Below are 14,193 nucleotides of genomic sequence, written 5' to 3'. Positions count from 1 at the left end.
GAACATTTTTTGTCATCTCAAATATATAATTAGGAAGCATATTGCAGTGATATAGAAAGATTGACTCAAGGTGCTAACAAGATATAATAAAATCTAGATATACCTTTCAAAAAGAAGATATAATATAGGATGAAAAAATTTCACCCTATTATTTTTTATGACCTTTAGAAAACGCTTACAATTAGTGTGGAGGGGAAACCATGTCTAAGTTCACAAAGTATTTTTTAATGGAAGCTAATGATGTGATTGTATATGTGAAAGAGAAATTATGTAAGTTTGAGGATGCAAAGGGGTTACAGTGTAAAGAAATAGGCGATGGTAATTTAAATTATGTATTCCGCGTTTGGGATGAACAGAAGAATATTTCTGTCATTGTAAAGCAAGCTGGGGATACAGCAAGGATTTCAGATGAGTTTAAGTTGTCGACGAATCGTATTCGTATAGAATCAGATGTTTTGCAGTTAGAGGAGGAGTTAGCACCTGGGCTTGTTCCAAAGGTATATTTGTTTGATAGTGTGATGAATTGTTGCGTAATGGAAGATTTATCAGACCACACAATATTACGTACAGCACTTATAAATCATCAAATATTTCCGAGGCTTGCTGACGATGTAACGACTTTTTTGGTAAACACACTTTTATTAACATCGGATGTTGTAATGAATCATAAAGAGAAGAAGGAGCTTGTAAAAAACTATATAAATCCTGAATTATGTGAGATTACAGAAGACCTCGTATACGCTGAGCCATTTACAAATCATAATAAGCGTAACGAGTTATTTCCGCTAAATGAAGGATGGATTAGAGAGCATATTTATAGTGATAAAGAGCTTCGTATGGAAGTAGCAAAACGTAAGTTTTCTTTTATGACGAATGCACAGGCACTTATTCATGGTGATCTGCATACTGGTTCCGTTTTTGTGAAAAATGATTCCACGAAGATTATTGATCCTGAGTTTGCCTTTTATGGACCGATGGGATATGACGTTGGGAATGTAATGGCGAATTTAATGTTTGCTTGGGTGAATGCAGATGCGACTATGAAGCCTGGGGCTGAGAAAGATGCGCATATGGGTTGGCTACAATCGACAATGGTAGAGGTAATTGATTTATTTAAGAAGAAGTTTTTAAATGCTTGGAATATTCATGTGACCGAGATTATGGCGAAGGAAGAAGGCTTTAACGAAGTATATTTACAATCTGTATTAGAGGATACAGCTGCAGTGACGGGTCTTGAGTTAATTCGTCGTATTGTTGGGCTAGCGAAAGTAAAGGATATTACTTGTATCGAGAATGAGGAAGCACGTGCCAGAGCAGAACGTATTTGTCTTCAAGTAGCGAAGAAATTTATTTTACGGGCTAATCAATATAAAACAGGCACAAGTTTTGTAGAAACGTTAAAAGAACAGTCAATGCACTACGCGAAGTAAGGGGAGAAGATGATGGAAGAGCAATTAATACCCATTCAGTGGAAAGATGATTCTTTAATTTTATTAGATCAAACATTATTACCGAATGAGGTTGTCTATGAATCTTTCAAGACAGCTGAAAGCGTGTGGGATGCCATTCAAGTAATGAAAGTAAGAGGAGCACCAGCGATTGGTGTTTCGGCAGCGTATGGTGTGTGTTTAGGAATAAAGGAAGTTATTCAAAGTAAGATGGAAGACTTTATAGAGGAAGTCAAAAAGGTATGTGCATATTTGGCAACATCAAGGCCAACAGCAGTAAATTTATTTTGGGCACTTGAAAGAATGGAGACAGTCGCGACAGAGAACTCACATTTATCAATCGGCCAGTTGAAAGATAGATTACTAGAAGAGGCAAAAGAGATTCATAGAGAAGATGAAGAAATTAACCGTCAAATCGGAGAACATGCATTAACGTTATTCCATGATGGAATGGGAGTGTTAACACATTGTAATGCTGGTGCGTTAGCGACGACTAAGTATGGGACTGCGACAGCTCCAATGTACTTAGCGAAAGAAAAAGGATGGGACTTAAAAATCTTTTCGGATGAAACACGTCCTAGATTACAAGGTTCAACGTTAACAGCATTAGAACTACAGCGAGCGGGGATTGATGTTACTGTCATTACGGATAATATGGCAGCTATGGTCATGTCACAAGGGAAGATTGAGGCGGTAATCGTTGGGTGCGACCGTGTGGCAGCAAACGGTGATGTAGCAAATAAAATTGGGACATTAGGCGTATCTATTTTAGCAAAATACTACAACATTCCGTTTTATGTAGCAGCACCAACACCGACAATCGACTTAAAAACACCGACAGGAAAAGAAATTCCAATCGAGGAAAGAGATGCTTCTGAAGTGATTAATCGCTTCGGACAATATTCTGCTCCGAAAGAAAGTAAAGTATATAATCCGGCATTTGATGTCACACCACATGAAAATGTAACAGCGATTATTACGGAAAAAGGGATTGTAAAAGCACCGTTTACGGAGAACTTAAAAAAGCTATTTCAATAAGTAGATAGATTTAAAAAGTCAGTCATCATAAGCTTCATACTTAGGGGGATGTATATGTTATTACAAAAAGAAAGAGAAGAAATTGTAGCGTATGGAAAGAAAATGATTTCTAGCGGTTTAACAAAGGGGACAGGCGGCAATATTAGTATTTTCAATCGTGAACAAGGTCTTGTTGCGATTAGCCCAAGTGGTTTAGAGTATTATGAAACAAAACCTGAAGATGTAGTTATATTAAACTTAGATGGTGAAGTGGTAGAGGGAGAGAGAAAACCGTCAAGCGAGCTCGATATGCACCTTATATATTATAGAAATCGTGAAGATATAAATGCGCTTGTGCATACACATTCACCTTATGCGAAGACAATTGCATCATTAGGGTGGGAGCTTCCTGCTGTATCATATTTAATTGCTTTCGCAGGCCCGAATGTACGCTGTGCACCGTATGAAACATTTGGTACGAAGCAATTAGCGGATGCTGCTTTTGAAGGCATGATTGATCGCCGTGCCGTTTTACTTGAGAACCACGGTTTAATTGCAGGTGCAAATAACATAAAAATGGCGTTTACTGTTGCAGAAGAAATTGAGTTTTGTGCGCAAATTTATTATCAAACGAAAAGCGTCGGAGAGCCGAAGCTATTGCCAGAAGATGAGATGGCGAATTTGGCGAAGAAGTTTGAAGGGTATGGGCAGCAGTAAATGAAGAAACACCCTCAAGATTTCACTCTTGAGGGTGTTTCTATGCCTTCTTAAGCAACAAATACATAAAGTAAGGAGCACCAATTAAAGCAACGACAATACCTGCTGGGATGCCATTAGGATCAACGATGTTTCGTCCGATTGTGTCTGCTAATAGCAATAGCCATCCGCCGATTAAAACGGCGATAGGCATGAAAATTTGATGTCTTGGACCTACTAAAGATTTCGCGATATGAGGAGCCATTAGTCCGATAAAGCTAATTCCTCCTGTTACGGAAACAGCTGCAGCTGCAAGCGCAACGGCTGCAACTAATAAGTATCTGCGTTCTTTTTCAATTTCAATTCCAACACCGATTGCGACTGGCTCGTTTAATGCTAGAATGTTTAATCGATTTGCTTTATAGAAAACGAACGGAATTAATACGATTAACCATGGGAGCATTGCTAAAACGAAGATCCAGTCATCTCCCCAAATATTTCCGGCAATCCATTTTGAAATAAAGTCCACTTTCATACGATCAGCGGATGAAATAAGGACAATCATCATTCCAGATAGTGCAAATGCAAAACCGATACCAGTTAATGTTAATCGTATTGGCTGAAGTCCAGTTGATTTACTATATGAAAATACGTAAATTAGAACAGCTGTCAGAAAAGCCCCGATAAATCCAACGACAGGTAGTAAATAAAGGAATGAACCTACATCTATTGGAAAGTATAAAAAGAAAATAGCAACAGCAACACCGGCCCCAGAGTTGATTCCGAGAATACCAGGTTCAGCTAAATCATTTCGAGTAATTCCTTGCAGAATAGCCCCTGATAAAGCGAGAGCCATACCAGCTAATAATGTAATAACAATTCTAGGTAGTCTTAAAGAGTATAAAACAAACTCCTCTTTAAAAGTCCCCTGTCCCATTAATGTTGGGAGTAGTCGATCATAAGATAAAGATGCTGAACCAAGTCCCATTCCAACTACAATGGTGGTGATGGTCAGTATTAGTAAAGCGAGTATAATAAGACGTTGTTTTCTTAGAATAGATTGCATCATGAGAATGTTTTTCCTCCTTTACGTACAACGAATAGGAAGAATGGCAGCCCTACAATTGCGACAATAGCGGCAACTGGTGTTTCGTATGGAGCGTTAATAGTACGTCCGATTGTATCTGCAAGTAGCATAAAGGAAGCTCCAGCAATTGCTGACATCGGTATAACAAATCGGTAATCTGGACCGACAATTGGGCGTACCATGTGAGGTACCATTAAACCGATAAATGCCATATTTCCGACAAGCGCTACAGAAGCACCAGCAAGTAAGATAATAATGATAAATAGAATGGTTTTAATAACAATAATTTTTTGACCTAGTCCAATAGCCACTTCTTCACTGAAACTAAGAATTGTCAATTTTTTTGCTAGTAAGATAGCGATAAAGATACTAATTGAAATGACTGGAATAATAATTTTTAATTGGCTCCAAGTAGTTCCAATTACGCCCCCAGCAGTCCAAAGTGATACATCTTGTGAAATTTTGAAGTAAATGCCGACTCCTTCTGAAATTGCGAGTAGAAATGCTGAAACGGCAGCACCGGCTAATACAATTCGAAGAGGGGATAGCCCGCCTTTTTTCACCATACCAATTCCAAATACCATAATTGCGCCAATTGCAGCACCAATAAAGCAAGCAAATGTTAAGTAAAGATAGCTGATGGAAGGATTGAAAGCAAGTGTCAGTGCAAGCGCAGCATTTGCTCCACCAGATAGCCCTAATAATCCAGGATCTGCAAGTGGATTTCGTGTTAATCCTTGCATAATTGCTCCAGAAACAGCAAGTCCAGCTCCTACAAAAATAGCAGCAACTTCACGTGGCAAACGTATTTCGCGAATAATAGATATTTTGTCCCCTTTAGCGGAGGAAGTAAGTGCTAACCATACGTCTTTTATTGAAGTATCTGCAGCACCTAATACCATTGCTACCATAAAAATAAGAAAGAATGCAATTATGCTCAAAATTAGTTTGTATGTAAAAGCTATAGAACGTGGATTGTCGTGATCTTTTGTCATTCGTTTCACATCTTTTCTGTTCATAGAATAAAGGAAGAGGAATTCTTAAATTAAGAATTCCTCATGTTTGTATTATTTACCAAGAAAGCTTTTCTTGAAGAAGTCTAGTTGGAAATCTAATGTAAGTGGATCATTGAAATAGAATTCCATCATGTTTGCTTCGTATACGCGATTATTTTTTACTGCTGGGATGTTTTTATATGATTCTGTCTCTTGGAATGAGTTATCAGTATCTTTGTTTTTACTTACGATTAAGTAATCACCAGCAAACTCAGGTAATACTTCAGTAGATAATGCGTAGTAACCTTCTTTTAATGCTTTTTCTTTTACTTTTTCAGGCATTTTTAATTTCATTTCTTGGTATAGAATTTCTGTTCCACGGCCCCAGTTTTCGCCGTATACATAAAGCTGTTTGTTGAAGTTTTCTACAACAGAAACTGTTGCATCTTCACCGATTTTTGCTTTAATTTCTTTACCAGCGTCCTGTGCACGTTTCTTGAAGTCATCAACCCAAGTTTTTGCTTCTTTTTCTTTGTTTAATAATTTACCGATTTCTAAATGCTGTGTTAAGTAATCAACTTTTCCGTAAGTGTACGTTACAGTAGGAGCGATCTTCTTTAACTTATCAACATTTTTAATATTTGATAAACCAATGATTAAATCTGGATTTAGTTCAGCGATTTTTTCAACGTTTTCATCTGATACTTCAGCAACATCTTTAAGTTTGCTATCAAAGCGTGGGTTTTGTTTAGACCATGAATCTACCCCAACAAGATTTACATCTAATGACATCACGTTACCAGCGAATGATGATAAAACAACAACACGTTTTGGATTTGCAGGAACTTCTACTTTACCATTTTCAGATTGGTATGTAATTGTTTCTGATTTACTACCTTTTGCATCGTTCTTTTTGTCTGTAGAGCCATTGCTACAAGCGCTCATAACAAGAACGAAAAGAACTGTTAGTGAAATAAATAACTTTTTCATTGTCTTTCTCCTTTAACATAGATGATATTTGTATATAATAATTTGTTTAACTGCAATCTTTTTGAAAGAGTAGTGGTAATGCAAAATGCTTATTAAAAATCTTGAATATGAGATTCTACAATATAGTATTAACCATATTAATAAAAGAAGATGTAATCTCAAATTTACTAATTATTAACAAAATGATAATGATTATCACTATTGATTCTTTAAATAATATAATTTTATATAGGTGTATTGTCAATAGTAATTTTGATTGTAAATTTTGCGGAAACAGGTTATATTTTATTGAGAATGATAATCAATGACTAGTAGCTGAGGAGTGACACGAATGAATCAAGAAGAATTGTTTGATGTAACTGTGATAGGCGGAGGGCCTGCAGGGCTTTATTCAGCTTTTTATAGTGGACTCAGAGAGATGAAAACGAAAATAATAGAATTTCAACCACAGTTAGGTGGAAAAATACATGTTTATCCAGAGAAGATGATTTGGGATGTAGGAGGGCTGCTGCCAGTTACAGGTGATAAATTAATTGAACAACTTGTACAGCAAGGGCTAACATTTAAGCCAGAAGTGGTATTAAATACAAAAGTAGAATCGATTATTCGTAACGAAGATGGCACTTTTACGTTAAAAGCAAGCACTGGAGAAGAACATTTTTCAAAAACAGTTATCGTCGCAACTGGAAGTGGTATATTGAAGCCTCAAAAGTTATCAATTGAAGGTGCTGAGCGATTTGAAGTATCTAATTTAAATTATACAGTGAAATCTTTAAAGCGTTTCAAAGGTAAGACGGTCATTATTTCCGGCGGAGGAAATTCTGCTGTTGATTGGGCAAATGAATTAGAACCAATTGCGAAAAAAGTGTATGTAACATATAGAAAAGAAGAATTATCTGGTCATGAAGCACAAGTAAAACAACTGCTGAACAGCTCGGCGGAGTGTTTCTTTAATACATCGATTACAAAACTCATTGCTGGTGATAATCATGAAGCGATCGAATATGTAGAATTAACGAATCATGAAACAAGTGAAATTTCACATTTACCTATTGATGAAGTGATTATTAACCATGGATATGAACGTGACATTACGTTATTAGAAAATAGTGAGTTAGACGTTGCAATTATAGATAATTATTATATTGCAGGTAATGCGAATAGTGAGTCCTCTGTAGATGGATTATATGCTGCGGGAGATATTTTAAAGCACGAAGGGAAATTACACTTAATTGCGGGAGCATTCCAAGATGCTGGAAATGCTGTAAATAAAGCGAAACAATTTATTCAACCTGATGCAAGTGAGTACGGAATGGTTTCTTCGCATAATGAAGTATTTAAGAAGAGAAATCGTGAATTGATCAAGCAGATGATGAAATAATAAAGTTAAACTGTAATCAGTGGGGCTATTCCCAGCTGAGTATGGCCGCGCACTAATAGCGGGATAAAGAAACAAGTAACCCCCATTTACTTCTCTTCTCGAGTGACGAGAGAGGTAAATGGGGGTTTTCCTGTTTACTATATTTTCAATCATTGTAATGACACCGGTTTCATCAGTTCATGTGATATGAACGTTTTATTTGTAAATCTTCCTAGAAAACAATGAATCTATGTTTTACTGCCGCAGAACAGTATTACATTATGCTGTCCCTTTAGCTCGTTCGTTAGGAAATGGCATATTTAATATAGAGGCAATGTACTGTTTTCCATGCATTCGAGCTAATGATTCTAATATTTGACGGACGCGTTTTGTAAGATGTCCTTGTTCCTTTATAGCTTCACAATATGCGTCATAGAAAGCGTATTTAGCCCAAAGGAAATCATCTTGTTGGAATAAAAAATGATTTTTGTACCATTCCCCAATTGTATGGTAACAATTGTTTTCATGTATTGCTGCGCTTTGAGAAAGAATACGATCAGATAAAGATGTAGTTAAATGAGAAATTGTGTTTTCTGTTTCAAATTGTAATGTTTTTTCTAACATTGTAATGATGTGACGAGTAGCCATATGTTAACTCTCCTTTGTGTAAATGGGTAATACCATTCTATATTTAAAAAATCCTTACTATATTATTATACAATATATGGAATGCATCCACCTTCTTTTTAAATTGCATTTACAAAATCTTTTTTATTTGTTTACAAAAATAAAGTAAGATACAGTATATATGAAAAAATAATAAAGGAATGAACGCGTTGTATATAACAGTAGAAGAAGCTGCGGAGTATTTGAATTTACCAAAGTCGTATATTGAAGAGCTAATTCAGCAAAAGAAAATTCGTGCACTATTTGATGGAGAGCAATATTTATTAAATAAAGAACAATTCAATACACATTTAGAACAAATGGAGAAATATAAGCAATTAGTGGAAGATATATTGAATGAACCAATTCCAGAAGATATGGATGTTAAAGACGAAGATTAAACTATGGGAAATCCCGTATGAAGATATGCAGAAATGTATCTTCATACGGGATTTTTTGTTTAAAGATATTAAAAGCCTAAGGAGCGTTTAGCATTTCTTCGAATTTTGATAGGTAGTAGTCTACCATGTTAAAAGCATATTTTTTTCTAGCTAGGACAAACATAGAGAACGTAACCTGTACAGATACATATACTATCAGTGCAAATGCTTATAAATTAATGGAAGGGGTTTTCTCGTGAGTTTATTTCATTGTGATTTTTTGAAAGACTTAATTGGATCTTTTGTGAGAGTAAACAGGGGTGGTCCAGAATCTCAAAAAGGAACAATAATATCAGTATGTCCGGACTACTTCGTATTGCAGAATGAAAAAGGTGAGCTTTATTACTATCAACTTAGTCATCTAAAAAGTATTACAAAAAATGCGAAAGACTGTGGATCAAGTGATTGCGATTGGGAAGATTGTGCATGTGCAGAAGACTTTGAAGCACTACTTCAAAGCTTCAAATATTGCTGGGTGAAAATTAATCGCGGTGGTCCAGAGAAAGTAGAAGGCATCTTACAAGATGTTTCGTGTGATTTCGTAACATTGATCGTAAAAGAAGAAATTATATTAGTTGCAATAAAGCATATTAAAAGCGTTAACTATAATGCATTAGCATGCGGAGAGAGCGATGAGAGCGACGATAGTAGTAGTAAGGAAAGTAGTAGCAATAATTCAGGTCGCGCTCGTGCACAAAGACAATCAAGTAGAGGAAGATAATAAGAAAGGGGGATACGAAATTGGAGAGCATATTATGCTGTGAGCAAATTAAATGTTTAGTCGGTGAGACTGTAAAAGTAAATCTTCGTGGACCAGAGAGTCGAGTGGGGGTACTTGTATCGTTAGGAAGAGATTACCTTACATTACAACTTCCTCTTGGTGAATTAGTATATTACCAACTAAAGCATGTGAAGAGTCTAGTTAAGAAAGTGAAAGAAAGTAAATGTGGCGATTGCTATGTTTCAAGTTTCTGCTCTGATGATGATACTTTTGTCGATGTATTACGTGACTTGAAGTATAAGTGGGTAAAGATTAATCGTGGCGGTCCAGAATGTGTAGAAGGTTTGTTAAGTGAGGTACACCATGACTGTATTACACTAGTAAACTGCGATGAAGTTATTTATGTAATTAAGTCTCATATTAAGAGTGTGAGCCAAGTAGTGAAATGTAAAAAGAATGAAGAAGAATAATGTTTGATAAATAAGAGGGGCATTATGGTTGAAGGTGAAGAACGATTTCTTATTTCGGATAGTATGAAAAGGAAGTCTTTACTATTAAGACGGAACATTGCCCCTGATTATTTTTTTGAATGGAGAATAGGAAAGCAAAAAATTTATAGGAAGGAGGATATAGATGAATGAGTTAAACAAAAGTATTGGAGAAAATATATATGTTAAACTAATCGGTGAAAAAAGATTTAAAGGTGTATTAATAGACGTAGGAAATGATATTGTTGTTCTTTACAATGGACAAGACTACGTATATATATCTTTATACCATGTACAATATTATAAATTTTTAAGACCATATGATGAGGAAATATCAAAACCAGATGTTGACTCTGTAATTAAGAGGGAATCGCCTTCTATTTCTTTAAGAAAAGTATTAAGCACTTCTAAAGGGATTTTTACAGAGGTTTATGTAGCAGGAAATGCTCCAATACATGGTTATGTTACAAGTGTAATGAACGATTATATTGTTTTTTATAGCCCAGTTTATAAAACAGTATATATATCTTTAAAGCATTTGAAATGGTTAATTCCGTATAAAGAAAACCAAGTCCCGTACGCCCTCAATAAAAATGAACTCCCCGTGAATCCATTAAATATTACGTTAGCTAGAACATTCGAAGAACAGCTTATTAAAATGTCCGGCAAAATCATGGTGTTCGATTTAGGTGAGGAATCTAATAAAATCGGAAAGATGGCAAAGATTGATGAAGGGCATATTGAAATATTAAAAGCACGTGATGCAAAAATGTATGTGAATATTCAACATGTGAAATCTGTCCATTGTCCGTAATCTAGTTGAAAGGGCTGGCTTTTTCTTTTATATGCAGAAGAAAAGGTCGAGCCTATTTGTTTAGCTCGATTTGAATATGAGAGGGAAAATGAATTGAATATAAATGTGTTAGTGTGACCTTTGAAGAGGAAATCTTGTGCAAAATTATAAAAAATATGTACGAGCCATTTTTTATATATTCAATTTATTTTTTTGTGGGAGAACTGCTCAACTAATATATTAAAGGGGTTTTGTTTGTGGAGCAGTTTCCAAATTCGTTATCGATTACATTACTTGGTAGTGCTGGTGGAGCAGCAAAAGCAGTTTTAGCAATTTTAAATCAAGCGATAGCAAATGAAAAAGACCCGATTTATGAAGCGATAAAGAATGTTACATTTCATTTGGTTGACATAAAACAAAAAGATAGGGCTTATTATGGTGAGTTGTTTCCAAATTTGAAAGATCAATTGTTTTTATATGAAATTGACCTTCAAGATGTAGTGAAATTCAAACAACATTTGAAAGAAAAAAGCACGGGTGTTGTTATTGATGTTTCGGGGGCAGATACAATCAGAGTATTAAGTTGTTGTAATGAACTTGGAATTTGTTATATTAATTCAGCTTTGGAAAATGAGGAAGTAGATCAGGACGATAGTTTAATCGGTTTTCAGCTTACGGAAAGATATACGAGGTTTGAGAAGGAGAAAGAGAAATTTACAAATACAAAAGCAATTATAGGCTCAGGTATGAATCCAGGTGTTGTTCAATGGATGGTTGTTGAACTTATGAAGGAACGTCCAAAGGAAAAGCCAAGAGCATGTTATATAGTAGAACATGATACGTCATTTTTAAATGATACAGCACTTATAAAGCCTCATACACTTTATGCTTCATGGGCAGTAGAGCGATTTCTAGATGAAGCGATATGGAGTTATCCGATGTATATGAGTCATCATCGTCCTCTTTATTTTTATGAAGATGTATATGCTTCAGAGTATAAAGTAAAGTTAGGAGAGAAAGAGTTTTATGGCTGTTTAATGCCACATGAGGAAGTTTTAATTTTAGGAAAAAACTTCAATATGGAAGTGGGTTTTCTTTACCGAATTAATGAGTATACGACTAATGTAATTAGACAGAACTTAGATCAAGTAGAAGATTTGTGGAGTTGGAATCGTAAAGTATTTAATCCAGCCGAAGAAGAGATTGCCGGCGAGGATCTAGTAGGTGTATTACTCGTTTATGAAAATAGTGAGACATATATGTATAACGTGATGAATAGCAGTCAAGTTTTTCATAAATATAAAACGAATGCGACTTACTTCCAAGTAGGATGCGGAATTTATGCTGGCTTGTGTAGTTTACTGTTCGATAACTTTAAACAAGGTGCCTATTATGTAGAGGAATTATTATTAAATACAGAGAGTAAGTACGGAGAATATTTGAATTTATATATGAAGGATTTTGTAGTGGGCGGAAATGACTTTACGGATGGATTGCTACATGATCGGGTAAGGTGGATATAAGTTGTGACGAAAAGGAAGGGGAAATCTCCTTCCTTTTCGTATGATAAGGTTACATCTTACCCTGAAAGCAATTTCATACTTATAATTTAAGGAGATAATATGTAGAGCTTTTGTATTGAGTATGAGGAGTATTTATATGAACAAATTTAAAAGCTTGATATATGAGGAAAGAGAAGCTTTTAAATTATTTAAAAAAATTAACGGATTTGTTAGAGAAAATCGGTAAAGCTTTTTACAAAACAAAGGAGAATGGTACGGGACTGGGGTTAATGATTACATATAAAATCATTGAGGAACATCAAGGAAGTATCGCGATTCAAAGTAGCATGGGAATAGGAACGAAAGAGGAAATTTTTTACCGACAGCATAATGTGCTAGAGAAAAATATTTTTCAGAAAAGTGTTCTTGTTGTGTAAATATAAACATTTTATAAAATGTTTCAAGAAGGGTTTTTTTTATAAAATACTTCGTTTATAATGGAGGAAAATATCGACATGAGATTTATTATTCATGTAACGGTTCGGTAGTGTTAGAGAAAGAAGGGGTGCACGCGCATCCTTTTTTCTATGCAGATATTATGAAAGAGGTGGTATGATGGAATTAACATTAAATTCGACTGTATGTTTACACACGATTCAATTTCGAAAAGAGCAAAAGAATTATATTGTAAAAGATACAATTACAGGAGAAAAATATGAAATGCCGCCACTTTGGATTGATGCATTGGCAATGATGCGTGACGGTTTTTTATTGGGGGAAATTGAGGAGAAATTAAAAGAAGAGTATCCAGACGAAGAAATAAATATGTTAGCATTTACGAGGCAACTGTTAGAGCTAGAGCTTGTCGGAATGGTAGATGGCGAAGAAATAGCTTGTACAAAGAAGAAAGAGAAAGATTATTTAGCTTGGTTACGTCCTCGTGTTGAGCAATTCTTTCTTAGTTTAAATAAAAAAAATAGAAGCAAAGGTCAATGATGATCTTTGCTTTTTTGTATAGTTTGTTTAAAAAATTACAGCGAATGCCCTTGCGAAAGCACCGTCGCTATCTTTAATTTTTAAAGGTGCCGCTGAGAAAAAGAAACGTTTCGTGTTAATTGCATCTAAGTTTGTTAAGTTTTCGATTAAATAAATATTATTCCCAAGTAGTATGTGATGAATTGGCGATGTTTCTGTCGTTACCTCATCAGGAGAGATGAAATCTAAACCGACAGATTTTACTTTTAATTGAACTAGTTCTTCAGCTAATTCTTCAGAAAGATAAAAAGCTTCTTTCTCATATGCTTCTGTATTCCATTTCGTAGATAGATTGGAATGGAAAATGACAATATCACCTTCTTTTATGTCAGCGTTGTGTAATACTTCTTTAGGTAGTTTTCGTTCTTGTACATGAGTTACATCAATAAGAACAGCTTCGCCTACAAATTGATCTAGGGGTAATTGATCAATAGTCGTTGCGCCTGAAATGAAATGAGCAGGAGCATCACAATGCGTGCCAACATGAACGACAGAATGAAAATCTGTAACTTGATAGCCTGTCTCTTCAACGCTTGTAATGGCTCCTAAATTGATTTTTGGTGTTCCAGGGAATTGGGACATATTGTTTTCAAATGTTTGTGATAGGTCAATTACTTTCATTTTAAATACCTCCAATATATGTTTTGAAATAAAAAAACTCACCTTTCATAATCAAGAAAGATGAGTTTTGTACACAATAGTTACGTTTTATCTTTCAAAATGCAATGCATTTTGCAGGAATTAGCACCTATTCAGTTTGTATAAACTGAGGTTGCTGGGCGTCAAAGGGCCGGTCCCTCTGCCTCTCTTGATAAAGACATATTAAGTTTTCGTTTCTGAATATTCACTACTTTTAAATTGTAATTCATTTCCTTTTTTCGTGCAATATAAAATAGGTATTCACCCAAATAAAGTTGCTCGCATATTGTAGCTTATGTAAATAGAATGCTGCGAA

General features: G+C 35.1%; 15 protein-coding genes, 1 pseudogene and 1 riboswitch. Of the genes and pseudogenes, 11 read left to right on the top strand and 5 right to left on the bottom strand.

Going from position 1 to position 14,193, the window contains the following annotated elements; translation table 11 throughout:
* Positions 1 to 200: 200 nt before the first annotated feature.
* Genes mtnK through JDS99_RS13370 form a run of 3 tightly spaced genes read left to right on the top strand, consistent with a single transcriptional unit; the run spans position 201 to position 3,182 of the window.
* On the top strand, positions 201 to 1,430 hold the full coding sequence (mtnK, locus tag JDS99_RS13380; protein ID WP_098133552.1) for an S-methyl-5-thioribose kinase: 1,230 nt from the start codon (positions 201 to 203) through the stop codon (positions 1,428 to 1,430).
* 12 nt (positions 1,431 to 1,442) lie between these two features.
* A complete protein-coding gene (mtnA, locus tag JDS99_RS13375; protein WP_141542812.1) occupies positions 1,443 to 2,486 on the top strand; it encodes an S-methyl-5-thioribose-1-phosphate isomerase in 1,044 nt (347 codons plus the stop codon).
* Between the two features lie 54 nt (positions 2,487 to 2,540).
* The gene (locus JDS99_RS13370) at positions 2,541 to 3,182 is read left to right on the top strand and encodes an L-fuculose-phosphate aldolase (protein WP_000926561.1); all 642 of its coding nucleotides are present in this window, start codon (positions 2,541 to 2,543) and stop codon (positions 3,180 to 3,182) included.
* A 40-nt stretch (positions 3,183 to 3,222) separates the two neighbouring features.
* On the opposite strand, the gene JDS99_RS13365 is transcribed toward JDS99_RS13370, so the two are convergent.
* The 3 genes from JDS99_RS13365 to JDS99_RS13355 are packed head-to-tail and all read right to left on the bottom strand — an operon-like array spanning position 3,223 to position 6,233.
* A complete protein-coding gene (locus JDS99_RS13365) occupies positions 3,223 to 4,230 on the bottom strand; it encodes a FecCD family ABC transporter permease (protein ID WP_088061572.1) in 1,008 nt (335 codons plus the stop codon).
* Positions 4,227 to 5,267 (bottom strand): FecCD family ABC transporter permease, encoded by a 1,041-nt coding sequence (locus JDS99_RS13360; protein ID WP_142293504.1) that lies wholly within the window; start codon positions 5,265 to 5,267, stop codon positions 4,227 to 4,229. The genes JDS99_RS13365 and JDS99_RS13360 overlap by 4 nt, the downstream gene beginning before the upstream one ends.
* A 48-nt stretch (positions 5,268 to 5,315) precedes the next feature.
* Entirely contained in the window at positions 5,316 to 6,233 is a 918-nt protein-coding gene (locus tag JDS99_RS13355; RefSeq protein WP_000732569.1) for an iron-hydroxamate ABC transporter substrate-binding protein, read from the bottom strand.
* A gap of 331 nt (positions 6,234 to 6,564) precedes the next feature.
* Between JDS99_RS13355 and JDS99_RS13350 the strand changes: the two genes are divergently transcribed.
* Entirely contained in the window at positions 6,565 to 7,614 is a 1,050-nt protein-coding gene (locus JDS99_RS13350; protein WP_001070939.1) for an NAD(P)/FAD-dependent oxidoreductase, read from the top strand.
* Positions 7,615 to 7,872: 258 nt separating this feature from the next.
* Here the strand turns inward: JDS99_RS13350 and JDS99_RS13345 are convergent, their stop codons facing one another.
* Positions 7,873 to 8,241 (bottom strand): hypothetical protein, encoded by a 369-nt coding sequence (locus JDS99_RS13345; RefSeq protein ID WP_046953739.1) that lies wholly within the window; start codon positions 8,239 to 8,241, stop codon positions 7,873 to 7,875.
* A gap of 179 nt (positions 8,242 to 8,420) precedes the next feature.
* Between JDS99_RS13345 and JDS99_RS13340 the strand changes: the two genes are divergently transcribed.
* The 7 genes and pseudogenes from JDS99_RS13340 to JDS99_RS13310 all read left to right on the top strand — a co-directional run bounded on the left by JDS99_RS13340 (position 8,421) and on the right by JDS99_RS13310 (position 13,199).
* On the top strand, positions 8,421 to 8,660 hold the full coding sequence (locus tag JDS99_RS13340; RefSeq protein ID WP_002006755.1) for a helix-turn-helix domain-containing protein: 240 nt from the start codon (positions 8,421 to 8,423) through the stop codon (positions 8,658 to 8,660).
* Between the two features lie 235 nt (positions 8,661 to 8,895).
* Entirely contained in the window at positions 8,896 to 9,420 is a 525-nt protein-coding gene (locus tag JDS99_RS13335) for a spore coat protein (protein ID WP_088061576.1), read from the top strand.
* Positions 9,421 to 9,440: 20 nt separating this feature from the next.
* Positions 9,441 to 9,890: a spore coat protein gene (locus JDS99_RS13330; RefSeq protein ID WP_088061577.1), complete on the top strand. Its 450-nt coding sequence runs from the start codon at positions 9,441 to 9,443 to the stop codon at positions 9,888 to 9,890.
* 163 nt (positions 9,891 to 10,053) lie between these two features.
* Positions 10,054 to 10,722: an LSm family protein gene (locus tag JDS99_RS13325; protein WP_001004279.1), complete on the top strand. Its 669-nt coding sequence runs from the start codon at positions 10,054 to 10,056 to the stop codon at positions 10,720 to 10,722.
* A 236-nt stretch (positions 10,723 to 10,958) separates the two neighbouring features.
* The gene (locus tag JDS99_RS13320) at positions 10,959 to 12,224 is read left to right on the top strand and encodes an S-adenosylmethionine decarboxylase related protein (RefSeq protein ID WP_088061581.1); all 1,266 of its coding nucleotides are present in this window, start codon (positions 10,959 to 10,961) and stop codon (positions 12,222 to 12,224) included.
* A gap of 209 nt (positions 12,225 to 12,433) precedes the next feature.
* A pseudogene (locus JDS99_RS13315) lies at positions 12,434 to 12,640 on the top strand (ATP-binding protein); the annotation flags it as partial.
* Positions 12,641 to 12,818: 178 nt separating this feature from the next.
* On the top strand, positions 12,819 to 13,199 hold the full coding sequence (locus JDS99_RS13310) for a hypothetical protein (RefSeq protein WP_000424111.1): 381 nt from the start codon (positions 12,819 to 12,821) through the stop codon (positions 13,197 to 13,199).
* 27 nt (positions 13,200 to 13,226) lie between these two features.
* Here JDS99_RS13310 and JDS99_RS13305 read toward each other — a convergent pair whose 3' ends face one another.
* Complete coding sequence (locus JDS99_RS13305) at positions 13,227 to 13,859, bottom strand: cyclase family protein (RefSeq protein WP_046958871.1); 633 nt, start codon at positions 13,857 to 13,859, stop codon at positions 13,227 to 13,229.
* A gap of 84 nt (positions 13,860 to 13,943) precedes the next feature.
* Positions 13,944 to 14,056, bottom strand: a riboswitch (SAM riboswitch).
* Positions 14,057 to 14,193: the final 137 nt, after the last annotated feature.

Origin of the sequence: Bacillus cereus group sp. N6 (genome assembly GCF_016483705.1) — a bacterium.
GTDB lineage: Bacteria > Bacillota > Bacilli > Bacillales > Bacillaceae_G > Bacillus_A > Bacillus_A wiedmannii.
This window is presented reverse-complemented; position numbering and strand designations above follow the sequence as displayed.